The 23278-nt window shown below is 69.6% G+C and carries 20 protein-coding genes; 14 read left to right on the top strand and 6 right to left on the bottom strand.

Translation table 11 applies throughout. The features are described 5' to 3' along the window. Window positions 1-89: 89 nt before the first annotated feature. The 9 genes from EXE47_RS08355 (at window position 90) to EXE47_RS08315 (ending at window position 11223) form a co-directional block, all read left to right on the top strand. The gene (locus EXE47_RS08355) at window positions 90-446 is read left to right on the top strand and encodes a DUF2209 family protein (RefSeq protein ID WP_086215790.1); all 357 of its coding nucleotides are present in this window, start codon (window positions 90-92) and stop codon (window positions 444-446) included. After that, window positions 443-1801, top strand: coding sequence for a GTPase HflX (gene hflX, locus EXE47_RS08350; protein WP_089307656.1), 1359 nt, complete (start codon window positions 443-445; stop codon window positions 1799-1801). The genes EXE47_RS08355 and hflX overlap by 4 nt, the downstream gene beginning before the upstream one ends. 146 nt (window positions 1802-1947) lie before the next feature. Beyond that, a complete protein-coding gene (gene acs / locus EXE47_RS08345; RefSeq protein ID WP_089307657.1) occupies window positions 1948-3909 on the top strand; it encodes an acetate--CoA ligase in 1962 nt (653 codons plus the stop codon). A 297-nt stretch (window positions 3910-4206) separates the two neighbouring features. Then, complete coding sequence (locus tag EXE47_RS08340) at window positions 4207-5997, top strand: bacterio-opsin activator domain-containing protein (protein WP_089307658.1); 1791 nt, start codon at window positions 4207-4209, stop codon at window positions 5995-5997. A 98-nt stretch (window positions 5998-6095) separates the two neighbouring features. After that, window positions 6096-8090, top strand: coding sequence for an acetate--CoA ligase (acs, locus tag EXE47_RS08335; RefSeq protein WP_137708106.1), 1995 nt, complete (start codon window positions 6096-6098; stop codon window positions 8088-8090). Between the two features lie 108 nt (window positions 8091-8198). After that, a complete protein-coding gene (locus EXE47_RS08330; RefSeq protein WP_089307660.1) occupies window positions 8199-8666 on the top strand; it encodes a DUF4212 domain-containing protein in 468 nt (155 codons plus the stop codon). Next, window positions 8663-10384, top strand: coding sequence for a cation acetate symporter (locus tag EXE47_RS08325; protein ID WP_049929581.1), 1722 nt, complete (start codon window positions 8663-8665; stop codon window positions 10382-10384). The genes EXE47_RS08330 and EXE47_RS08325 overlap by 4 nt, the downstream gene beginning before the upstream one ends. Then, window positions 10384-10845, top strand: a complete 462-nt coding sequence (locus EXE47_RS08320; RefSeq protein ID WP_089307661.1) for a universal stress protein — start codon at window positions 10384-10386, stop codon at window positions 10843-10845. The genes EXE47_RS08325 and EXE47_RS08320 overlap by 1 nt, the downstream gene beginning before the upstream one ends. A 102-nt stretch (window positions 10846-10947) precedes the next feature. Further along, window positions 10948-11223 carry a hypothetical protein gene (locus EXE47_RS08315; protein WP_089307662.1) on the top strand — a complete coding sequence of 92 codons (276 nt, stop codon included), beginning with the start codon at window positions 10948-10950 and terminating at the stop codon, window positions 11221-11223. Window positions 11224-11245: 22 nt separating this feature from the next. On the opposite strand, the gene EXE47_RS08310 is transcribed toward EXE47_RS08315, so the two are convergent. After that, entirely contained in the window at window positions 11246-11902 is a 657-nt protein-coding gene (locus tag EXE47_RS08310; RefSeq protein ID WP_089307663.1) for an NAD(P)-dependent oxidoreductase, read from the bottom strand. Window positions 11903-11982: 80 nt separating this feature from the next. Continuing rightward, entirely contained in the window at window positions 11983-14622 is a 2640-nt protein-coding gene (locus EXE47_RS08305; protein ID WP_089307664.1) for a heavy metal translocating P-type ATPase, read from the bottom strand. A 180-nt stretch (window positions 14623-14802) separates the two neighbouring features. Between EXE47_RS08305 and EXE47_RS08300 the strand changes: the two genes are divergently transcribed. Together EXE47_RS08300 and EXE47_RS08295 are read left to right on the top strand one after the other, a co-directional pair. After that, window positions 14803-14997, top strand: a complete 195-nt coding sequence (locus EXE47_RS08300) for a cold-shock protein (protein WP_004045866.1) — start codon at window positions 14803-14805, stop codon at window positions 14995-14997. Window positions 14998-15171: 174 nt separating this feature from the next. Continuing rightward, window positions 15172-15732 carry a hypothetical protein gene (locus EXE47_RS08295; protein ID WP_049929586.1) on the top strand — a complete coding sequence of 187 codons (561 nt, stop codon included), beginning with the start codon at window positions 15172-15174 and terminating at the stop codon, window positions 15730-15732. A gap of 49 nt (window positions 15733-15781) precedes the next feature. On the opposite strand, the gene EXE47_RS08290 is transcribed toward EXE47_RS08295, so the two are convergent. Continuing rightward, a complete protein-coding gene (locus EXE47_RS08290; protein ID WP_089307665.1) occupies window positions 15782-16741 on the bottom strand; it encodes an oxidoreductase in 960 nt (319 codons plus the stop codon). A gap of 92 nt (window positions 16742-16833) precedes the next feature. Then, window positions 16834-17904 (bottom strand): hypothetical protein, encoded by a 1071-nt coding sequence (locus tag EXE47_RS08285; RefSeq protein WP_089307666.1) that lies wholly within the window; start codon window positions 17902-17904, stop codon window positions 16834-16836. Between the two features lie 255 nt (window positions 17905-18159). Between EXE47_RS08285 and EXE47_RS08280 the strand changes: the two genes are divergently transcribed. Beyond that, window positions 18160-20622, top strand: coding sequence for a DNA topoisomerase VI subunit B (locus tag EXE47_RS08280; protein WP_086215802.1), 2463 nt, complete (start codon window positions 18160-18162; stop codon window positions 20620-20622). Continuing rightward, window positions 20622-21707: a DNA topoisomerase IV subunit A gene (locus EXE47_RS08275; RefSeq protein WP_049929589.1), complete on the top strand. Its 1086-nt coding sequence runs from the start codon at window positions 20622-20624 to the stop codon at window positions 21705-21707. Before EXE47_RS08280 ends, EXE47_RS08275 begins: the two co-directional genes overlap by 1 nt. 32 nt (window positions 21708-21739) lie before the next feature. Here EXE47_RS08275 and EXE47_RS08270 read toward each other — a convergent pair whose 3' ends face one another. Beyond that, complete coding sequence (locus EXE47_RS08270; protein WP_089307667.1) at window positions 21740-21976, bottom strand: CDGSH iron-sulfur domain-containing protein; 237 nt, start codon at window positions 21974-21976, stop codon at window positions 21740-21742. A 107-nt stretch (window positions 21977-22083) separates the two neighbouring features. Between EXE47_RS08270 and msrB the strand changes: the two genes are divergently transcribed. Further along, the gene (gene msrB, locus EXE47_RS08265) at window positions 22084-22494 is read left to right on the top strand and encodes a peptide-methionine (R)-S-oxide reductase MsrB (RefSeq protein WP_049929592.1); all 411 of its coding nucleotides are present in this window, start codon (window positions 22084-22086) and stop codon (window positions 22492-22494) included. Window positions 22495-22521: 27 nt separating this feature from the next. Here the strand turns inward: msrB and EXE47_RS08260 are convergent, their stop codons facing one another. After that, a complete protein-coding gene (locus EXE47_RS08260) occupies window positions 22522-23274 on the bottom strand; it encodes a sensor histidine kinase KdpD (protein WP_089307668.1) in 753 nt (250 codons plus the stop codon). Window positions 23275-23278 lie beyond the last annotated feature (4 nt).

Here is a 23278-nt window from a genome sequence, read left to right as displayed (position 1 = left end):
ACGGCCTCGCATGGACGCACGAGCAGTCGACGCGAACGCGCGCGCCGGTCGAACGGTGGTGGACGGTTCCCGCCCCTGAGGTCGTCGGCGTGGACATCAGCGGCCGTCACGAGGAGGACGGCGAGTACCTGATGGTCGCGGCCGCGGTCCACGCGCGGATCGACTCCTCCCGGATCCGCTCCGTGGAAGGGATGGGGTTCGCCGCCGCGCGCGAGGGGCCGACGCTGGAGGCGACCGTCGCGCTCGCCGCCGACGCGGTGGGCGACCTCCCCGCGCCGCCCGACGGTCCGATCGTCGCCGAGGGCGGCGAGTTCTACGAGGAGCCGGCCGACCGCGTCGGACTCAGCTTCCAGCCCGAGTTTAAATACGTCGAGAGCATAGGCGAGCGCGAGACAGTGCAGGCAGCACACCACGCCGCGTACGCGGTCCGGGACCTCCTCCGATGAGCGACGGCGCCGGAGCGGGGGCGGCCGACGCCGACTCAGGAACCGACGGACGCCGAGCGGTCGTCGCCAAACGCGTCGACTCCGGTGCGGCCGACCTCTCCGAGATCCGTCAGTTAGCGGCGGCGGCGGGCTACGACGTGGTCGGCGAACTCACCCAGACCCGGACCGAGGACGCCGCGTTCATGTTCGGCGAGGGGAAGGTTGCGGAGCTGCGAGACCTCGTCCGGCGCGCCGACGCTGACGCGGTGATCATCGACAACGACGTGGGGCCGTACCAGACGTTCAACGTCGGCGGGAAGCTCCCCGAAGGCGTCGAGGTGGTCGACCGATTCACGCTCATCCTCGAGATATTCGGCCAGCGCGCGAACACGCGGAAGGCGCAGCTCCAGGTCGAGCTCGCGGAGCTTCGCTACGAGCTCCCCCGGGCGGAGGCGAAGGCGAGCCTCGCGAAGCGCGACGAGCGCCCCGGGTTCATGGGGCTCGGCGAGTACGACGAGAGCGTCGAGCGCGACATCAAACGACAGATATCCGAGATCCGCGACGAGCTGGCGTCGATCGCGGAGAAGGAGGAGGCGCGCCGCGAGCAGCGCCGCGACTCCGGCTTCGACCTCGTCGCGCTCGCGGGGTACACCAACGCCGGGAAGTCGACGCTGATGCGCCGGCTCGCGGACGAGCTGGCGGTCGACGAGAACGCCGAGCGTCACCGCGACCTCGACACCACCGCGGAGTCGCAGGACATGCTGTTCACGACGCTCGGGACCACGACGCGCCGGGCCGAGATGGAGAAGCGCGACGTGCTGCTGACGGACACGGTGGGGTTCATCGCGGACCTCCCCCACTGGCTCGTGGAGTCGTTCGAGTCGACGCTCGACTCGGTGTACCGCGCCGACCTCGTCCTCCTCGTCGTCGACGCGAGCGAGCCGGTCGAGGCCATGCGCGAGAAGCTCGTCACGAGCCACGACACCCTCTACGAGCGCAACGAGGCCCCGGTCGTCACCGTGTTCAACAAGATCGACCGGCTGGAGCCGGGAGCGCTCGCCGACAAGCGCGCCGCGCTCTCCGGCGTCGCGCCCGACCCGATCGCCGTCTCGGCGAAGACGGGCGCCGGGGTCGCCGAACTCCGCGACCGGGTCGAGGACGAACTTCCCGACTGGGAGCGCGAGCGGCTCGTCCTCCCGGTCTCCGACGAGGCGATGAGCCTCGTCTCGTGGGTCCACGACCACGGGTACGTCGCCGAGGAGACGTACGCGGGCGACCAGGTGACCGTCGACTTCGAGGCGAAGCCCTCGATAGTCGCCCGCGCCCGGGCGAAGGCTGCCGAGATGGCGGCGGCGCCCGCCGAAGAGTCGGCCTGACCGCCGCGGGTCGGGCGCTCGCCGAAGACCGTCCGACCGCCGCCCGGCCCCGCGCAGACCGCTCCGGCCGGACCGTCCTGCCCGGACCGTTTCGCCCGGCGAGCGGTCGGACAAAGTATACGTTCCTCCGCGGGCCATCACGTGGTATGGACGACTCCGGTGGCGGGGGGCGGCTGACAGACGGCGACGAGGACGTCGTCCCGCCGCCGGCCGACTTCTTGGAGCGAGCCGCCGCCGATGACCCGGGTGTGTACGAGCGGTTCGAGCGGGAGGGGCCTGACGCGTGGCGCGCGGCGGCCGACCTCCTGACGTGGGACCGCGAGTACGAGACGGTCCTCGACGACTCCGAGCCGCCGTTCTACGAGTGGTTCCCGGACGGGCGGCTCAACGCCGCGGCGAACTGCGTCGACCGCCACCTCGACGACCGCCGGAACCAGCTCGCGATCCGGTGGTTCGGCAAGCGCGGCGAGCGCCGGTCGTACACCTACCTCGACCTCCACCGCGAGGTGAACGCGGTCGCGGCCGGGCTCCGCGACCTCGGCGTCGAGGAGGACGACGTGGTCACGCTGTACCTGCCGATGGTCCCGGAGCTACCGATCGCGATGCTGGCGTGCGCTCGCATCGGCGCGCCGCACAACGTCGTCTTCGCGGGGCTGTCCGCGGAGGCGCTCGCGACCCGGATCGACGCGGCCGACTCCGAGTACCTGATCACCTGCGACGGCTACTACCGCCGCGAGGACGCGTTCAACCAGAAATCGAAGGCGGACAACGCCCGGATCCGCGCCGAGAGCGAGCTGTCGGCCGCCGTCGTCGTCGATCGCCTCGGCGACGAGCTGGCCGTCTCGCTCGGCGACGACGAACACGAATACGGCGCGCTCGTCGACGCGCACGACGGCGAGACCGTCGAGCCGGTCGCCCGGGACGCGACGGATCTGCTGTTCGTGATGTACACCTCGGGCACGACCGGCCGGCCGAAGGGGGTCGAGCACGCGACGGGCGGCTACCTCGCGCACGTCGCGTGGACGACGCGGAAGGTCTTGGACGTGCGCCCGGACGACACCTACTGGTGCGCCGCCGACATCGGCTGGATCACCGGGCACTCCTACGGGGTGTACGGCCCCCTCGCGACCGGGACGACCACGGTGCTGTACGAGGGATCGCCCGACTACCCCGACCGCGACCGCGTCTGGGACCTGATCGAGCGCAACGCGGTGAGCGTCTTCTACACCTCACCGACCGCGATCCGGTCGTTCATGAAGTGGGGCGCGGAGTACCCCGAGTCGCACGACCTCTCGTCGATCCGCCTGCTCGGGACGGTCGGCGAGTCGATCACGCCGAAGGCGTGGCGCTGGTACCGCGAGCACGTCGGCGGCGGCGACGCGCCGGTCGTCGACACGTGGTGGCAGACTGAGACCGGGGCCATCGCGCTTGCCACCCTCCCCGGAATAACCCCCATGAAACCGGGGAAGGTCGGCCCGCCGCTGCCCGGGATCGACGCCCGCGTCGTCGACGAGGACGGCGAGCCGGTCGATCCCGGCGAGTCCGGGTACCTCGCGCTCGCGTCGCCGTGGCCCGGAATGTTGCGCGGGCTCCGGGAGGGCGACGAGCGCTACCTCCGGGAGTACTGGCTCAGGGGCGAGGACGGCTGGCGCTACCGGACCGGCGACGGCGCGACCGTCGACGAGGACGGCTACGTCACGATCCTCGGTCGCGTCGACGACGTGATCAACGTCCGCGCCCAGCGGTTCAACACCGGGGAGCTGGAGGCGGCCATCGTCGACGCCGACGGCGTGACCGAGGCCGCCGTCGTCGGCGACGGCGACGGCCGCATCGTGGCGTACGTGACGACGAAGAGCGGCGTCGAGCCCGACGAGGGGCTCCGCGACGCCGTCGCCGACCGGCTGGCGGGGGCGGTCGGCGACGTGGCCCGCCCGGACCGGATCGTGTTCACCCCGGAACTTCCGAAGACGCGCTCCGGGAAGATCATGCGACGGTTGCTGGAGGACATCGCCCGCGGCGAGGAGTTCGGCGACGTGAGCGCGCTCCGGAACCCGGAGGTCGTGGGCGAGATCGAGTCGACCGTCAGAGACGAGAACAGCCGGCCGTAGCTTCGGTCGCCGCCACCCGCCCGCGACGCCGGCGAACGTTCCGCACCGGTCGGCTTCCGTCTGCTGCCACCGACCGTACAGCCCCTTTTGCCGCGTCGGCGTGTCGGGATGTCGGGGCGGGATCGCGTTGGCGAGGGTGCGGGCGGAAGTATTTCGGGAATGCGAGCAGATGCGAAGTACTTCTCCGGAACATCGTTTCCGAACGGAGGAATCTCGCCACGGCGCGGTAGCTCAGGGGACCGAGATCCGCGTTTCCGGAACAGTTTTGTTTCGGCTTCTTGTTGGTTCCCGAAACGAATGGTCGACGGACTCGACGCGGACGCCTACGACGCGCTCGTCACCGCCGCGGAGACGTATCGAGCGGCGCTCGTCGTCAGGCTGGCGGGCGAGGCCGGCCTCCGGACGGAGGAGGTAACCCGCGTCGCCCCGCGACACCTCCACGAGGCGGAGTCGGGCGCCGGCGCGCGGCTCCTCGCGGTACCGGCGGCCGAGGACGGCGAGCGTGAGGACGGAGACGGGGCGCCGCCGGCCGACATCGACGAGCGGATCGACCGCGAGACCGTCGTTCCGGCCTCGTTGGCCGCCGACCTCGACCGGTACGCGACGAGCGAGGGGCTCGGCGCGGACGACCCGTACGTCGACGTCTCGCCCCGCCGGGTCCAGATGATCGTGCGCGAGACGGCGGCGCGAGCGGCGAATCGCACCGACGCCGCCCCCGAGGAGCGGGTCACGCCGAGCGCCCTCCGGAAGACGTTCGCCAGACGGCACCTCGTCGACCGAGATGTCGACCCGCGCGCCGTCCGCGACGCCGGCGGCTGGGAGTCGCTCGGCACGCTCGACCCGTACCTCGACCCGCTCGACGGGGAGGCGCTGGCGGCCGCCCTCGCCGTCGACGCCGGCGCCGACGCCGACGCCACCGTCGGGCGGACCGGGACGACCGTCCTCCCGGGGTTCGAGGCGCTCACCGAGTCCGGGCCGTCAGACCCCGTCGCCGCCGTCGCCGCCGGGCTGACCGAGGCGGACCGCTGGACAGAGGCGTGGTTCGCCCGTCGGGCGGTCGGGGGCGAGCGGGTCGAGATCGCCGCGACCGCGGGCGTCGACCGGGCGACGCTCGCGGAGCGCGACGTGTCCGCGCGGGGCCCGTGGCAGGACGCGATAGCCGACGAGGCGCCGGTCTCGACCGACGGCCGACAGGAGACCGGCGGCCGGCCCGCGGTCGCGGTGCCGGCGGCCTACGAGGGCGCGGTCCACGGCGCGCTCTGCGTCGTCGCCGCCGCAGACCCGGTCGACGGCGCGGAGACGCGTTCGCTCGCGGTCCTCGGACGCTGCCTCGGTCGGCTGATCACCGCGGACCGGTGGCGGGAGCTGCTCCACTCCGACGCGGTCACCGAGGTCGAGTTCCGCGCGACCGACGACGGCGCGTTCCTCGCCCGGGCGAGCGAGCGGCTGGACTGCCGGATCGAACTGGCCTCGACCGTCGACGTCGACGACGAGGTCTCCCGGGCGTACCTCTCCGTCGACGGGGCCGGTCCGCAGGAGTTCGCGACCGTCGTCGAGGAAGTCAGGGGCGTCTCCGACTTCCGCGTGATCGAGACCCGGGAGGACGGGTGTTCGGCGTCGGTGCGCCTCGCGGGCGGGTCGCTCGTCAGGGCGCTCATCGACCACGGGGCGACGGTGCGCGACGCGTCGGCCGCAGACGGGCGGGTCCGCGTCGTCGCCGACTTCCCGGAGGGAACGAACGTCAGGCCCGTCGCCGACGGGCTCCGCGACCGGTTCGCGGGCGTCAGGCTGGCGAGCAAGGAGTCGGTCGCGCGCTCGCCGCGCACGGAGTCGGCGCTGCGGGACGGGATCGCCGACCGGTTCACCGACCGCCAGTGGGCCGCGCTGTCGGCGGCGTACCACGGCGGGTACTTCGACTGGCCGCGCGGCAGCACGGCCGAGGAGGTCGCCGACGCGATGGACGTCTCCTCCCCGACGTTCCACAACCACCTCCGAAAGGCCCAGCGCGCCCTGCTCGACGGCGTCTTCGAGGAGGACGGAGATCGGGCCTCCCGCGAGGACGGGAGGATCGTCGGCGCCGACGAGTAGGGGCCGTCGAGCAGGGCGCCTCGCCGGGGTATCCATCACGATTTTTCGTATTTAGCGTCAGCGTTTATATGGTGATATTGGTTGGATACGACCGTACCATGACAGAGGGAGACGGCCAACTGGAAGCGAGATTAGCGGAGCAAGAGGTGTTCGAGCCGTCGGAGTCGTTCGTCGAGCAGGCGAACGTCTCCGACCCGGAGATATACGAGGAGTTCGAGGAGAACTGGCCGGAGTGTTGGGAGACGGCCGCCGACCTGCTGGAGTGGGAAACCGACTACGACCGGGTGCTCGACGACGACGACCCGCCGTTCTACGAGTGGTTCACCGGGGGCGAGCTGAACGCGTCGGCGAACTGCCTCGACCGACACCTCGACGACCGCGGCGACGAGGTCGCCATCGAGTGGGTCGGCGAGCCCGTCGACGAGGACGACCGCTCGTACACCTACGAGGAGCTCCACCGCGAGGTGAACGAGTTCGCCGCCGCCCTTCGGGAGCAGGGCGTCGAGGAGGACGACGTGGTCACGATGTACATGCCGATGATCCCGGAGCTGCCGATCGCGATGCTGGCGTGCGCTCGCATCGGCGCGCCCCACAGCGTCGTGTTCGCCGGGTTCTCGGCCGACGCGCTCGCGACGCGGATGAACGCCGCGGAGTCGGAGTACCTCGTCACCTGCGACGGCTACTACCGCCGCGGCGACCCGCTCGACCACCTCGACAAGGCGAACGAGGGGCTCGCGGGCGTCGACCACGACACCACGACCGTCGTCGTCGACCGGCTCGGGCCGAACGGCGACGACTTCGGTCACGACCTCGGCGGCGACCAGCTCGACTACGGCGACCTCGTCGCGGCCCACGAGGGCGCCGAGGTCGAGCCCGTCACCCGGGACGCCGAGGACATGCTGTTCCTGATGTACACCTCGGGAACCACCGGGAAGCCGAAGGGCGTGAAACACACGACCGGTGGGTACCTCTCGTGGGTGTCGTGGACCTCGCAGTCCGTCCTCGACATCAAGCCGGATGACACGTACTTCTGCTCTGCCGACATCGGGTGGATCACCGGTCACTCCTACATCGTCTACGGGCCGCTCTCGCTCGGCACGACGACGATGATGTACGAGGGGACGCCCGATCACCCCGAGCAGGACCGGCTCTGGGAGATCGTCGAGGAGTACGAGGCGACCCAGCTGTACACGGCGCCCACGGCGATCCGCGCGTTCATGAAGTGGGGCGCGGAGTACCCCGACCGTCACGACCTCTCCTCGCTGCGCCTGCTCGGCACGGTCGGCGAGCCGATCAACCCGCGCGCGTGGAAGTGGTACTACCAGCACATCGGGGACGAGGAGTGCCCGATCGTGGACACGTGGTGGCAGACCGAGACCGGCGGGATGATGGTGACCACGCTGCCCGGCGTCAAGGACATGAAACCCGGCGCCGCGGGACCGCCGCTGCCGGGGCTCGACGTTCAGATACTCGACACGCTCGGCGAGGAGGTCGAGCCCGGGAAGGCGGGGTACCTCACGGTACAGAAGCTGTGGCCCGGCATGCTCCGGACGCTGTACAACAACGACGAGCGCTACATCGAGGAGTACTGGGCGGAGTACTCCGACACCGACAGCGACGACCCCGACGACTGGGTGTACTTCCCGGAGGACGGGGCGAAGATCGACGAGGACGGCTACATTACCGTCCTCGGCCGCGTGGACGACGTGCTCAACGTCTCCGGCCACCGGCTGGGGACGATGGAGATCGAGTCCGCCATCGTCGGGGTCGAAGGGGTGGCGGAGGCGGCCGTCGTCGGCGGCAATCACGACATCAAGGGCGAGGCGGTGTACGCCTACGTGACGACCGAGGACGGCTACGAGGGCGACGACGAGCTCCGCGACGCGATCGTCGCGGGCGTCGAAGACGCCATCGGCCCGATCGCCCGGCCCGAGCAGGTCGTGTTCACGCCCGACCTGCCGAAGACCCGATCCGGGAAGATCATGCGCCGCCTGCTGGAGAACATCGCCGACGGCAAGGAGCTCGGGAACACGAGCACGCTTCGGAACCCCGAGATCGTCGAGGAGATCCAACAGAAGGCCGACGCCGAGTAGCGCTCGGCGCACCGTTTTCGATCCGTCTCAGCCACGACCACGACGGACGACGCGACGGCAACTATCACGAAAAACTCAGATAAACAAACTCACGACTCAGGCCAAAACATGACAGATAATACCTCACGCGAACGGGACGACGCGGTCACCGACGGGGGGCGCGCATCCGACGACGCGGCCACCGACGGGGGCGTCGCCTCTGCCGGAGCCGCACAGACGCACAGGGACACCGACTACCTCAGCGAAGAGGTGAACCTGCTGAAACCGAGCACCGCGTACATGCGGGACCATCTCAGGATCGTCTGGACCGGATTCATCGTCTGGGCGCTCGCCGTCTTCGGCCCGGTGACACTGACGATGCTCGCTCCGGGGCCGATGACGACGACGACGGTACCGGTGCTCGGGTTCCCCCTCCACTACTTCCTCGTCGCCTTCGGAGCGCCGACGAGCGCCCTCGTCTTGGCGGCCGTCTACGCCCGTCAGCGCGACAAGTTGGACGATAAGTACGGCATCGAACACACCGCCGCGGAGCCCGCGGACTCCGGGAGCGTCGACGACGGGGGGCAGCAGGGATGATGGCCCCGCTTCAAGCCGAGGCGCTCGACATCTCGTTCAAGCTCCTCCCGGCGATCATCGTCTTCCTGATGATGGCCTCGTTCCTCGTCATCGGGTTCGTGTTCAAGGTGGCGGACGCCGAGGGCATGTGGGTCGCCGGCCGGGGTATCGGCAACATCGAGAACGGGATGGCGATCGGCGCCAACTGGATGTCGGCCGCCTCGTATCTCGGCCTCGCGGGGCTAGTCGCGCTGTCCGGATTCTACGGGCTGGCGTTCATCGTCGGCTGGACCACCGGGTACTTCGTCCTGCTCATCTTCCTCGCGGCGCAAATGCGCCGGTTCGGGAAGTACACTGCGCCGGACTTCGTCGCGGACCGGTTCAACTCCCCGATGGCACGCGCGCTGGCCGCGTTCACCACGCTGCTCATCGCGTACGTCTACTCCGTGGGCCAGGCCCGCGGGATGGGGCTCGTCGGCCAGTACGTCTTCGGGCTCGACATCGTCCCGATGATCGTCGTGATGATGACCATAACGGTCGGGTACCTCGCGCTCTCCGGAATGCTGGGCGCGACGAAGAACATGGCCGTCCAGTACGTTATCCTCATCATCGCGTTCCTCGCGGGCGTCTACGTCGTCGGCTTCTCGCAGGGCTACTCCACCGTGCTTCCGCAGATCGAGTACGGCACCCTGTTCAGCGAACTCAGCCGGCAGTTCTCCGAACCGTTCATCGGCGGGAACAGCTACTACCTCTGGGTCGCGACGGCGTTCTCGCTCATCGTCGGGACCTGCGGACTCCCGCACGTCTTGGTCCGGTTCTACACGGTCAAAAACGAGCGCACGGCCCGGTGGTCGACGGTCTCGGGGCTGTTCTTCATCATGCTCCTGTACTGGGCCGCGCCGGCGATGGCCGCCTTCGGCGTCGACCTGTTCGCCGCGGTCAACAACCTCTCCCCGGACGCCGTCTACAGCGGCCAACAGGCGATGTCCGGCGCGGAAGGGGACGTTATCGTCGTGCTGGCCGCCCAGTTCGCGAGCCTGCCGCGCTGGTTTGTCGGCCTCGTCGCCGCCGGCGGGATGGCCGCGGCCATCGCGACGACCGCCGGACTGTTCATCACGGCCTCTTCGGCCGTCGCACACGACATTTACTCGGAGCTCATCAACCCCGACGCGACCCAGCGCCAGCAGGTGCTCATCGGGCGGGCGACCATCATCGGCATCGGCGCCCTGGTCACCGTCACCGCGTTCAACCCGCCGGCGCTCATCGGTGAACTCGTCGCCTACGCGTTCTCGCTCGCCGGCACCGTGCTGTTCCCGATGTTCTTCCTCGGGCTCTGGTGGGAGAACACCAACCGCCAGGGGGCCTTGGCCGGGATGTCCGTCGGTCTCCTGCTGTGGATCACTTCGATCATCAACAGCGTCCTGCCCGCCTACCTGGGCTTCCTCGCCGACATCGCCGGTGGCTCCGGACAGGCGATCGTCCCGATCTACGCCCAGTACGTCCCGCCGATCGGCGCTGCTTTAATCGGAACGCCGCTCGTGTTCCTCGTCACGATTGTCGTCTCGATGGCGACGCCGGAACCGCCATTGGAGACCAAGCGGATGGTGCGCCAGTGTCACAGCCCCGAACCGATGGGGCAACAGCAGACCGCCGAGGACGTGGTCGCCGACGGCGGTGAAGACGTCGCGACGGACGGTGGTCGCGCAGTTGACGACGAGACGACGGAGGAGGAGCGATAATGTACGACCGCATCCTCGTTCCCACCGACGGCAGCGACGTCGCGGAGGCAGCGGTCGACCACGCCCTCGACCTCGCGGAGAAGTACGACGCCGAGGTCCACGCGCTGTACGTCGTCGACATCGACTCCGTGAACATCAGCCTCGGGACCGAACAGGTGGACCGAATCAAGCAGGGTCGGTTCGACGAGATGGACGAGCTGAAAGAACAGGCCGAAGCGGCGACCGGCGTCGTCGCCGACCGTGGCGCCGAGCGCGATGTCGACATCATCGAACACGTCGCGGGCGGGCGACCCCACAAGGTGATCGCCGACTACGCCGAGAATCACGATATCGACATCATCGTGATGGGGAGCCACGGCCGCGCGGGCGTCCGCCGCGCCCTGCTCGGCAGCGTCACGGAGCGTACCCTGCGCTCGACGCACGTCCCCGTCCTCGTCGTCGACTACCTCGACGAGGACTGAACCCCGAGGTTCGGTTCCTCGCCGACGGACGGATCGACTCGCCGCGCGGTCGACGCCGCGCGATTCCGCAACACCGACGTATCCCCCTCAGCCACTCACCATATGCCCGACTCGGACGCCGCGGAGACGCCGGACGACGAGCTGACCGACCCGAGCGTCGCCGACCGCGCCCGGCACGTACTCAGCGAGAACGGCACCGGAATGTTACAGGACCTGCTGTTCGCGCTCGTGTGGGTCGGGCTCGCGTCGTCGCTGTACAACGTCGCCTTCTCGGCGGCCCCGCAGTGGGTGCTGTACATGTTCATGCTCGCGGGGATCCCCGCCTACTTCGGCTTCTTCATCTCGCTGGAGATCGCCAAAGAGCAGAGCGCGCGCTAACGCGCCCGATTACTCTCGCCGTTCACCCGGCGAGTTCGCGAATATCACCGACGTCGAGTAACCGCTCGTCCGGATCCAGCGCGGCGCGGTACGTCGCCCGCGCGACCGTGTCCACGGAGAGCGGCCGCGACTCGCCGAGCCGGGACGCGATCGGCCGCGCGCTCGCGACGAACCGGAGGAGGCGGTCGACCACGCCGGGAACGTGCGGCTGTCCCTCCCCGTACACCGGTCCCGGTCGGAGGGTGACGGCGTCGAGGTCGAGGTCGGCGATCCCGGTCTCGGCGCGTCGCTTGGCCGTCAGGAAGGCGTTCCGGACGCCGGGCGGCTTCCCGGCCGCGGAGAGGAAGACGAACGCGTCGACGCCGGCCCGCTCCGCCTCCAGCGCCGCGAGGAGGGCCGCGTCGCCGTTGACGCGCTCGAAGGTCACGCCGTCGGTCGGCGCCTCGGTGAGGGTCCCGACGGCGTGAACCACGGCGTCGACGCCGTCGAGGCGATCGCGCCACGCGTTCGGCCGGAAGAGGTCGGCGCTCGTCCACGAGACGTCGTCGACCCAGTCGGCGGCGAGGTCCGGGCGGCCGCCCCGCGAGACGCTGCGGACCTCGTGGCCGTCGCGGACCGCGAACCGACAGACGCCGCGTCCGATGAACCCGCTGCCGCCGACGACGAGGAGGGTGGACATGCGCCGGCGTACGCTCCGCGCCGTCTTGGGACTTCGGGACGGCGAGCCGAGAGAGACCGACGAGGGACTGTCGGTGGCGTTCAGCGCCGCAGGAACCCGAGGAGCGCGTAGTCTCCGTCGGGATCGTACCGGCGGAAGGCGAGGCTGTTCGTCAGCACCGACACCGACGAGAACGCCATCGCCCCGGCCGCGAGGGCGGGCTGGAGCAGCCCGAGCGACGCGAGCGGGATCATCGCGGTGTTGTAGCCGAGCGCCCACACGAGGTTCTGTTTGATCTTCCGGAGCGTCGCGTCGGAGACGCGGATCGCCTTCACCACGTCGAGCGGGTCGTCGCGCATCAGCGTCACGTCGGCGGCCTCGATCGCCACGTCGGTCCCGGAGCCGATCGCGGTGCCGACGTACGCGACCGCCAGCGCGGGGGCGTCGTTGACGCCGTCGCCGACCATCATCGCCCGACGGCCGTCGCTCTGGATCGCCTCGACCGCGTCGGACTTGTCCTCGGGGAGGACGCCGGCGCGGACGTTCTCGGGGTCGATGTCGACCTGCTCTGCGACCGCGCGGGCCGTGCGCTCGTTGTCGCCCGTGATCATCATCACGTCGACCCCGCGCTCGCGGAGCTGGCTCACCGCGTCCTTTGCGCTCGGTTTCACCGTGTCCGCGTCGGCGACGACGCCGAGGAGCTCCCCGTCGTCCGCGCCGGCGGGGACCCGCGCGACGAGCATCGCCGTCTTCCCCTCGCGTTCGAGCCGCTCCATCGCGTCCGCCGCGGGCGAGGGGTCGATCCCGGCGTCGCGCAGCAGCTTCCGGTTGCCGACGAGTACCTCGTCGCCGTCGACGGTGGCTCTGACTCCGTGCCCCGGGACGTTCTCGAACGACTCGGGCTCGCCGAGGTCGAGGCCGCGCGCCTCGGCACCGTCGACGATCGCCCGGGCGAGGGGGTGTTCGCTGCCGCGTTCGGCGCTAGCGGCGAGCCGGAGGATCTCGTCTTCGGCCGTCGCCGTCGCGTCGTCCGTCGCCGCCGCGTCGCCGCGCTCGGCGACCGCGCCGCCGTCGGGGACCTCACCGGTCGCGACCACGTCGGTGAGCTCCATCTCGCCCGCCGTGAGCGTTCCCGTCTTGTCGAACACGACCGTGTCGACGTCTTTCGCGCGTTCGAGGACGTCGCCGCCCTTGAACAGGACGCCGTTCCGCGCCCCGATGGTGGTCCCGACCATCGTCGCGGCCGGGGTCGCGAGCCCGAGCGCGCAGGGACACGCGATGAGCACCGACGAGGCGAACACGACGACGGCGAACTCGAACACCGAGATGGTCCCGCCGGTCGAACCGGGTCCGCCCGCGACCTGCCCCCACAGCGGGAGCGAGTCGACGAAGCCCGCGAGCGCCTCGGGGAAGAGGAACCAGACGACGCCCCAGAACAGCGCGTTCGCGATGACCGCGGGCACGAAGTACGCGGAGATCCGGTCCGCGAGGTTCTGGATGTCGGGCTGGCGGGACTGCGCCTCCTTCACCGTCTGAACGATCTGCTGGAGCGCGGTGTCCGCGCCGACCTTCGTCGCCTCGACGACGAGGAGGCCGTTCTCGTTTATCGTCGAGCCGACGACCTCGTCGCCCTCGCCCTTCTCGACCGGGACGGACTCCCCGGTCACCATCGACTCGTCGACCGCGGACTGTCCCTCGACGACGACGCCGTCGGTCGGGATCTGCTCGCCGGGGCGGACCTTCATCCGGTCGCCGACCGCGACCTCGTCGATCGGGACCTCGCGCTCGGTCCCGTCCTCGTCGACGAGGGTCGCGGTGTCGGCCTCCATCTCCAGGAGCTTCCGCAGCGCGTCGCCGGCCTGTCCCTTCGAGCGGGCTTCGAGGTAGTTGCCGAGCGTGATGAAGACGAGGATCAGCGCCGCCGTGTCGAAGTAGACGCTCCCGGCGACCAGATCGAGGAGGACGGCGACGGAGTAAACGTACGCCGTCGACGACCCCAGCGCGATCAGCACGTCCATGTTGGCGCGGCCGTTCGTGACGAGCGCCTTGTACGAGTTCCTGTAGAACGGCCGCCCGAGCACCAGCTGGACCGGCGTCGCGAGCGCGAACTGGACCCAGCCGATCTCGACGCCGAGGACCCGCTCCGGGACGACGGCGCCCCCGAGGAGGAGCTTGTCGGCCATGAAGAACAGCAGCGGCGCGGCCAGCGCGGCGCCGAACAGCGTCAGCCGGAGCTGCTTTCTGATCTCCGCGTTCCGAGCCGCGTCGCGCGCGCTCTCGCCAGAGTCGCCGTCCTCCCCCTCGCCGTTCGAGTCCTCGTCCTCGCGGACCGGCGAGTAGCCCGCGTCCTCGACGGCGTCGTACAGCGCCGCCCGCGAGGTCTCGGCGGGGTTGTATCGGACCTGCGCCTCGTCCGTCGCGTAGTTCACGTCGGCGTCGACGACGCCGGGCACGGACTCGAGGGCGTCGCGGTTGGCGTCCGCGCAGTTCGCGCACGACATGTCGGTGATGGCGACGGTCGCCGTCTCCGAGACCGCCCCGTAGCCCGCGTCCTCGATCGCGTCGTAGATCGCCGCGAGCGACGTCGCCTCCGGGTCGTACTCGACGCTCGCCTCGTCGGTCGCGTAGTTCGCGTCCGCCCGCGAGACGCCGTCCAGCGACTCGACGGCGTCGCCGACCGCCGCCGAGCAGTTGGCGCAGCTCATCCCCGTGATGTCGAGGTGGGTCGTTCTGGCACTCATCTTGGGTACTACTACGGGATACTCCCTTAGTGCGTTTTCCCATTCGAAACCAAAGCCTGACAAGAGAGAAAATTTAGAATCCGAAGCTACCGGAGGGTTTCGCCCGAACTCGACCCTATTTCCTCCCCACGAACGCGGCACACAACACTTATCACCTCGTCGGGCGACAGTTGATCCGCGATGGCGACAGGCAAGGTCGACTTCTTCAACGACACCGGCGGCTACGGATTCATCGAGACTGACGACGCTGACGAGGACGTGTTCTTCCACATGGAAGACGTCGGCGGCCCGGACCTCGAGGAGGGACAGGAGGTAGAGTTCGAGATCGAGGAGGCGGACAAGGGTCCGCGCGCGACGAACCTCACTCGGCTGTAACTCGTCCGGCGGCATCCGCTACCGGCGAACTCGGACAGCTCTCGAAACGCGTTCCGTGTATATTACGCACCGCGAGCGACGGCGCCGTCGTTCGTCCGTCGGCCGACGCCCTCGCCGTCTCTCCCTCCCGCCGGCGGCGTCGCCGTTTTACTCGCCGAGCGACGAGCTTTCTACATGGAGGCCGACGACCCTAACAGCCACCTCGACGACCTCGACGCGTTCGTCGCCGAGAACCTCGACCGCTACGCCGAGACGCAGGGCGTCCTCCCGGAGCGGCTCGACGAGTTCGGCGAGCGGTACCGCTCGCAGGGGCACCTGACGCGGGACCAGCTGTACGAGATCGCCTACGAGTCGTCCACGCGGAGCGCGTACCACGTCGAGAAGAATCCCGAGGCGCGCTGCCGCGAGGTGACGCGCAACGCGCGCGCCGTCGACGGCGACTTCTCGTCGATCCACCTCATCACCGGCCTCGCCGGGTTCAAAGCGGCGACCGCGTCGTGCGTGGTGGCCGCGCTCGACGGCGATCGGCACGCCGTCGTCGACACGCGGGTCTGGGCGTCTCTGGAGCGGCTGGGTTACCTCGACGGGCGCAAGGAGTCGTTCGACGCCGCCGACTACGTGACGATGATCGAGCCGATCCGCGCGATCGCCGACGAGACGGGCTACCGGCCGGTCGACGTGGGCTACGCGCTGTTCGCGCACGACGCCCACGTCCGAGACGGGACGCTTCACTGAGGGACGGACCGAGCGAGCCGCGGCCGCGCGAGCGGCGCGCGAAAACCGCCTACACCGGGTACTCGACGCCGGTCGCCTCGGTCGAGTACTCCCAGAGCTTCCGGGCGTCGTCCCGGTCGTAGGAGGCGTCGTTCGACCGCCCGACGGTCGGGTGCCCGCGCATGTTCATCAGGCCGCCCGGCTCGACGTACGCCCCGCCGTCGACGTCGGCGGTGGCCGCGTACAGCATCGGCTCGACGCCGATATCGGCGTCCTGCCCGAGGACCGCGTTCGCGGCCTTCATGCCGACCTTCATCAGCGGGTTCCCGCTCTCCTCGGCGGTCCGCATCTGGAGGTTCGTGTCGGTGTAGCCGGGGTGGCAGGCGACGCTGCGGATCCCCGGGTCGCCGTCCTCGTCGCTCGCGGCGTCGAGCCGGCGCTGGAGCTCGTAGGCGAACAGCAGGTTCGAGAGCTTGCTGCGTCCGTACGCCTGCCACTTCCCGTACGACCGTTCCCAGTTGAGATCCGAGAAGTCCATCTCGCCCTGCTCGTGGGCCCCCGAGGACTGCGTGACGACGCGGGCGTCACCGCCGATCCCCTCGGCGGCGTCGAGGAGGTCGAACAGCCGTCCGGTGAGCGCGAAGTGGCCGAGGTGGTTGACGCCGAACTGCGTCTCGAAGCCGTCCTCGGTCTCGCTACGCGGGATCGCCATCACGCCGGCGTTGTTACAGAGCACGTCGACGGCGTCGTAGTCGTCTCGCAGGCCCTCGACGAACGCCTCCACCGAGTCGAGCGACGCGAGGTCGCACTCGCGGACGTCGAGGTCGCCGTCGAGGCCGCCCCTGGCGTCCGCCCGGGCCTCGTCGGCCGCCGCCTCGGCGCGCTCGACGCTCCGACACGCCATCACGACGGTCGCGCCCCTCGCGGCGAACTCCCGGGTCCCCTCGAACCCGAGCCCGCTGTTCGCCCCGGTGACGACCACCGTCTTCCCGTCCAACCGCGGCATCTCGTCGGCCGTCCATCCTGACATGGACGGAGGAAGGGGCGTCACGGGGAGAAACCTGTCGGCGGCCGAACCGTCGCCCGAGAGCGTCCCCGGGACGGGGCGGCGACGCTCCGAAATCAGGTCTCCTCGAACCCGCGCAACACGACGGCCACCGCGTCCGCGGACGGAACGTCGCGGACGGCGTACTCGGTCGGGTGCCGTCGGGCGTGCGGGTACGTGTCCGGCTGCGGGACCGCGTACGTCTCCCGCCCCTCGAAGCCCCTGAAGAAGTCCCGCGTGATCATCGGTTCGACGAACGCTAACCGCGGCGGCTCGCTCTCGTCGGGTGCGATGAACCCCTGGATGAGCGTATTCGCGAACGCGTCCGGGTCCCCCGGCTCGCCCGGGCCGTCCGGGAGTTCCGGCGCGTCCGCGGGAGCCGTGTGTTCGCCCATGTCGGTGATGTACCGCTGGTCGGCGACCGGCTCGGGCGACCGCGCGTACCCCTCGGGGAGCTGGTCGTAATCGAACCGCGTCTCCGTCACCTCGCCGTCGGGATCCGGCTGCGGACTGCCGGGCGCGTACTCCCCGTTCCCGGTGTCGTACGGCGGGAGTCGAGGTCCGTCGACGGCGTCGACGGTCGCCGGATCGAGCATGTGGAAGTGAATATCGAAGTGCGGCTTGAGCCACGCGCCCGCCCCGCCGAAGTGGCCGCCCGGATTCCAGTTGAGCCCGAGGAACGTGAACGGCGTCCGCTCCGCGGCTGGGAACGGGACGAAGAACTGGAGCGACTGCTTGAAGTGGACCTGCGTCGCCTGCCCGCCCGCGCGGTACTTGTCGGTCTCGGCCCGGTGGTTGGCCGCTTCGAGCTCGCCGGCGTTCGGGAGGCCCTCCAGCGCCGTCCGGTCGAACTCCACGCCGTGGTACTTCGGCTCGCCCGACGGGGTCTCGGTGGTGAACGTCCTGACCGAGCCGTTTCCGAGGTCGACGCTCCGGCCGTAGGTCGTGATCCCCTTCGGTGGGAACCCGCCCGCAGCGCGGACGCCGGCGCCGTTCCCACTTCTCGGTTCGCCGACGGCGGTCGACGTGCCCCAGACGAGGGCGGCGCCGGTCGCGGCCGCGCCTCGGAGTACCGCCCGTCGGTCCGGCTCCGGCGGTCGGGTCGTGGTTCGCGCTCGGTTCGCCTCGCCACTCGCGTCGTCTGTCATTTCAGTGCTCCCTCCCGGCACGAATGCTGGTCTGTGACACATCACCGTGCCGCATTGATCAATAAATTTAAATTATTTCAATGTAATGACCGGGCGGCCGACGGTATGACGGGATAGCGAGTTCAGACGCGTCCCGAGAACTGTCACGTGAGAGCGGCACACGCATCCGTCGGAGACGGCTTCTTCCGCGGGGATACACTTTCACCGCGCCGCCGGTGCGTTTTTAGGTGCCTCGGGGAAAGGAGTGAGTACCGAATGACGTCCTTCCAGTCGACGATCGGCGACGAGGAGGGGATCGCGGAGGAGCTGGCCGAGGGCCAGCGCGAGATCTCCATCGCCGAGTTCTTCGAGAAGAACAAACACATGCTCGGGTTCGACTCGGGCGCCCGGGGGCTCGTCACCGCTGTCAAGGAGGCGGTCGACAACGCCCTCGACGCGACCGAGGAGGCCGGCGTCCTCCCCGACATCTACATCGAGATCGAGGAGGTGGGCGACTACTACCGGCTCGTCATCGAGGACAACGGGCCTGGGATCACGAAAGAACAGCTTCCGAAGGTGTTCGGAAAGCTCCTGTACGGCAGCCGGTTCCACGCCCGCGAGCAGTCCCGCGGGCAGCAGGGGATCGGGATCTCGGCGGCCGTCCTGTACTCGCAGCTGACCTCGGGCCAGCCGGCGAAGATCACTTCGCGGCCGAAGGGCCAATCGCGGGCGCAGTACTTCGAGCTCATCATCGATACGGACACGAACGAGCCGGAGATCCAGGCCGACGAGGAGACGACGTGGGACCGCCCCCACGGGACCCGGATCGAGCTGGAGATGGAGGCGAACATGCGCGCCCGCCAGCAGCTCCACGACTACGTGAAACACACCGCGGTCGTCAACCCCCACGCACGGCTCGAACTGCGCGAGCCGGGGCTCGACGAGCCGATGAAGTTCGAGCGCGCCACCGACGAGCTGCCGGCGGAGACGGAGGAGATCCGTCCGCACCCCCACGGCGTCGAGCTCGGCACGCTGATCAAGATGCTGGAGGCGACCGAGTCGTACTCGGTCTCCGGGTTCCTCCAAGAGGAGTTCACACGGGTCGGCAAGAAGACCGCCGACAGCGTGATCGACAACTTCCGGGACGTGTACTACGGCCGCGAGCTGTCGTGGTCGCCGCCCCGAGCGCACGACGACCGCGATATCGCGAGCGCGGTCTCCGAGGCCGTCGCCAACAAGGGCGCGGAAGCGACGACCGCCTTCGCAGCGGGCGTCGCCGAGACGGTCGGGAACAACGACCGGATCACCCGGTCCGAGCTCGCCGACATCGTCGACAACGTCGCGGAGACGGTCGAGGACGACACCGGAAAGACGTTCGGCGGGACCGTCCGCGAGAACGCGGTCGACGCCGGGTGGCGGGCGGTCACCGGCCGCGGCGGCGCGGACGAGGAGGCCGCGGCGTCGAGCGGCGACGGCGGGGCCGACGACCCCGAGGAGTCCCCGCTCGTCCCCGACGTGTACGCGCTGGTCGACGAGGCCACGTCGACGCGGAAGGACGACGCCGCGGTTCAGGCGATGGCCGAGGCGCTCGCGCGCCGGTTCGAGAACCTCGACGGCGACGCGTTCCGGACCACCCGCGACGACCTCGAACGCCTCGTCGCGGACGCGGCGTCGTTCGTCGCCGAGCAGCACGACGCGACCTTCGGCGAGACCGCGCGCGAGAACGTCGTCGAGGCGTTCTGGTCGCGGGCGCGGACCGTGCCAGACGACCCGCCGAAGGTGAAGTCGATCGCGGGCGACCGCGACGCCGCGGCCGACCTCCTAGAGGCGATGCGGACGACGGACATCCTCGCGCCGCCGACCGGGTGTCTCGCACCGATCACGGCGGAGCTGGTCGAGGCCGGGCTACGGAAGGAGTACGACGCCGACTTCTACGCGGCGGCGACCCGCGACGCCGAGGTCCACGGCGGCGACCCGTTCATCGTCGAGGCCGGGATCGCGTACGGCGGCGAGATCCCCGCCGAGGGGTCGGTCGAGCTGCTCCGGTTCGCCAACCGCGTCCCGCTCGTCTACCAGCGGGGCGCCTGCGCGACGACGGACGTGATAAAACAGATCGGGTGGCGCAACTACGGGTTAGACCAGCCCGGGGGGTCGGGGATGCCGAACGGGCCGGCCGTCATCAGCATCCACGTCGCCTCCACGAACGTCCCGTTCACGAGTGAGTCAAAGGACGCGCTCGCGAACGTCCCCGAGATCGAAGACGAGATCGAGCTCGCGGTCCGGGAGGCCGCCCGCGAACTGAAGTCGTTCCTCAGTAAGCGGCGCTCGATGCAGCAGCGCCGGGAGAAACAGGACGTGCTCGGTCGCATCCTCCCGGAGATGGCCGACAAGGTCTCGGAGGTCACCGGCCGGCCGCGCCCCGACATCGACGGGGCCCTGGCGCGGATCATGAACAACGTCAGCGTCGAGCGCGAGGTGAACGGCGAGGCGGTGACGCTCACCGTTGAGAACCACTCGGACGTGAACGAGGAGCTGGAGATCACCGACATCGTCTCGGCGGAGCCGACCGACCTCTCCGACGGAACGGTGGTGGATATGGACGGCGAGTGGTTCGTCCAGTGGAAGCCCGAGGTCCCCTCGGGCGACGAGCGAGAACTGACGTACGCGGTCGACGGCGACCCCGAGTTCGAGGTCAGCGTCGGCGGCGTGGAGACCGAGAAACTCACGGTGAACGACTAATGACGACCGAAAGCGACGCACGAGACGAGCTGATCGACCTGGCCGCCGACTTCTACGACCAGTTCGCGGCGGGGTCGATTCCGGAGATGACGCTCCCCACGCGGACGAAGAGCAACATCGAGTACGACGAGGAGAGCGGCGTCTGGACCTACGGCGACCGCACCTCGACGCGAAGCGCGAACTCGGTGCGGGGCGCGCGCAAGCTGCTGAAAGCCGCCTACACGATCGAGTTCCTCGCGAACCAGCTCGACGACGATCGCTCGTCGACGCTGCGTGAGCTGTACTACCTGTCGGAGTCGTGGGACAACGACGAGGCGCAGTTCAACTCCCAGGACGAGTCGAACGACCTCGTGGAGGACTTAGAGATCGTCACGGGCGTCACCCGCGAGGACTTCCACATGCGCCCGGAGGAGTCTGGCGCGAAGGTGATGGGGCCGCTGCTCCTCCGCGAGCAGACCAACCGCGGTGAACGCGAGATCCACTGTCAGCTCGACGTGGGGCAGGGCGGCTACCAGATCCCGAACAACCCGGACACCATCGAGTTCCTCGACAACGACGCCGAGTTCGTCCTCTGCGTCGAGACCGGCGGGATGCGTGACCGGTTGGTCGAGAACGGGTTCGACGAGGCCCACGACGCCCTCGTGGTCCACCTCGGCGGCCAGCCCGCCCGCGCCACCCGCCGGCTCACGAAGCGCTTCCGCGACGAGCTGGACCTCCCGGTCGTGGTGTTTACCGACGGCGACCCGTGGTCCTACCGGATCTACGGCTCCGTCGCGTACGGCTCGATCAAGTCCGCACATCTCTCGAAGTACCTCGCGACGCCCGAGGCGCGGTTCATCGGGATCCAGCCCGAGGACATCGTCGAGTACGACCTCCCCTCCGACCCGCTATCCGACTCGGACATCAACGCCCTCGAATCCGAGCTGGAGGACCCGCGGTTCCAGACGGACTACTGGGAAGAGCAGATCGAGCTCCAGCTCGACATCGGCAAGAAGTCCGAACAGCAGTCCCTCGCGAGCCGCGGGCTCGACTTCGTCACCGACACCTACCTCCCCGAGCGGCTCGGGGAGATGGGCGTGATCTGACCGCCGGCGCCGTCGCGCTCGGCGGCCCGCCGCTACGCATCTTCGAACGCGATCCCGTCGACCTCGCGGCGCTCGCCGTCGGCGTCGTCGTCCTCGTACTTGTACACGACGCCGTCTTCCTCGTCGGCCGTGGCCCTATGCGAGCCGTCACAGAGCGGTTGCGAGTCGGAGAGCCCGCACCGACAGACGTAGATTAGGCCGTCGTCCCCCTTGTCGTCGTCGTCCAGTATCGTCGGCCCCCGCTCTTCGTGCGTGACTTCGCGTGCCATGGGCGCGAATCGGACCGCCGGGTGGATACCGTTTGGGGCCGCGGGCCGCAACTTCTCCGCGGCTCGCCCGTCGCAACCCCCTTGCCCGTGGGGCGCGTATCGGGGGTATGAGCGAGACAGACGAGCGCGACCCGGCGGAGCTGACCGACGACGAGTGGCGCGAGCGACTCTCCGACGAGGAGTACCGCGTGCTGCGCGAGAGCGGCACGGAGGCGAAGTTCTCCGGCGAGTACGTCGACCACCACCCCGACGACGGGGAGTACAAGTGTCGCGCCTGCGGCACGGTCCTGTTCGAGGCCGAGACGAAGTACGAGTCCGGCTGCGGCTGGCCCGCCTTCTACGCCGCCGAGGAGGAGTCGGTGACGACGACGGTGGACACCAGCCACGGGATGCGCCGCACCGAGGTCCGGTGCGCGAACTGCGACTCGCACCTCGGGCACGTGTTCGACGACGGCCCGGAGCCCACGGGGAAGCGGTTCTGTATCAACTCGGTCGCGATGGAGTACGACGACGAGTGAGCCGCCGCGACACGGCGCGTCGCGGGGTCACTCCGAGCAGAGCGGAAGCCTGACGACGAAGACAGCGCCCCTCGGCTCGTTGTCCTCGACCCACACGCCCCCGCCGTAAATCTCGACGAGCGAGCGGACGAGGTACAGCCCGATCCCCGCGCCCGGGCTGTCGAGGCCCTTCTCCCCCTTCCCGAATATCTCGTCGCGCTGGCCTTCGGGGATCCCCGGCCCGTTGTCGGCGACGCGGACCTCGGCGACGCCCTCGCCCTCGTCGACGGTCGCCGACACCGTCACCTTCGGCGGGGTCTCGTCGTTGTGCTGGACCGCGTTCCGCAGGAGGTTCCGGAACACCGAGCTCAACATCTCGTCGCCGACGACCTCGACCTCCGGGTACGAGCCCTCCACCGTGAAGACGGCCTCTGAGTACGCGGACCGCACCTCCTCGACCTGCTGTGAGAGGACCCGGTCGAGCGCGACGCGGCTCGGCTCGGCGTCCTCGCGGAGCATCACTTCGGCGAGGTCGCGGACCGTCGTGGTGAGCGAGACGGCGCTCTGCGTGTTCCGCTTGATCACGTCGAGGTACTCCCGCCCCTCCTCGTCGACGTGGTCGTCGAGCAGTTCGGCGTACGCCCCGACGAGCTGGAGGTCGTTGCGGATGTCGTGGCGCATCACCTGGTTCAGCAGCTGTAGATCGTCGCGCTGTCGCTTGAGGCGCTCTTCCGGGTCCGCCCTGTCGCCGCCCTCGAAGCGCGCGTCGTTACCCTCTCCGAGGGCCTCCTCCTCGTTCATACCG

Origin of the sequence: Halorubrum sp. GN12_10-3_MGM (assembly GCF_005435235.1) — an archaeon.
GTDB lineage: Archaea > Halobacteriota > Halobacteria > Halobacteriales > Haloferacaceae > Halorubrum > Halorubrum ezzemoulense.
Note: the sequence above shows the minus strand (reverse complement) of the source record. Positions and strands in the feature narration are given on the sequence as shown.